We start from the raw sequence: 714 nt of genomic DNA on the forward strand, positions 1-714 counted from the left end.
AGAAGTCATCTCATTTGGATAGCTAGACTCTGGGCGTGCTGATCGTGGAGCGTCTGGTGCCGGACGAGTTGTGGGAGTTGTTCCAGTTGGTGGTGCCGGCGACGCCGACCCGGCCGCAGGGCGGTGGCCGGCGCCGCTACGGAGATCGCGAGGTGCTGGCCGCGATCGTGTTCGTCGCCACCTCGGGGTGCACGTGGGCCCAACTACCGCCCTGCTTCGGGCCGTCCGGGCCTACCGCCCATCGTCGTTTCGCCGAGTGGAGCAGGGCCCGGGTCTGGGCCAAACTCCACCGGGTGGTTCTTGACGAACTCGGCGCGCGGGGCGACCTGGACTGGTCCCGGTGCGCGGTCGACTCGGTGAACATGAGAGCCCTGAAAAGGGGGACCTGACGGGTCCGAATCCTGTCGATCGGGGCAAGTACGGGTCGAAGATCCACCTCCTCACAGAACGCACCGGTCTGCCCCTGTCGCTTGCGGTGTCCGGGGCCAACCTGCACGACAGCCAGGCCCTGATCCCGCTCGTCGAAGCGATCCCGCCGATCCGCTCGCGCCGCGGACCCAGACGCCGCCGACCGGGCAAGCTGCACGGCGACAAAGCCTACGACCACCGCTTCATCCGCTGCTATCTGCGGCGGCGTCAGATCCCGGCCCGCATCGCCCGCAGGGGTATCGAATCCTCCCAGCGTCTCGGCCGACACCGATGGGTGATCGAGCG

At 68.1% G+C, this 714-nt stretch carries 1 pseudogene; it reads left to right on the forward strand.

What is annotated here, in order from left to right:
- Positions 1 to 29: 29 nt before the first annotated feature.
- Positions 30 to 714, forward strand: a pseudogene (locus IEZ12_RS37375) (IS5 family transposase); the annotation flags it as partial.

Source organism: Kitasatospora griseola, assembly GCF_014648555.1.
Lineage (GTDB): Bacteria > Actinomycetota > Actinomycetes > Streptomycetales > Streptomycetaceae > Kitasatospora > Kitasatospora griseola.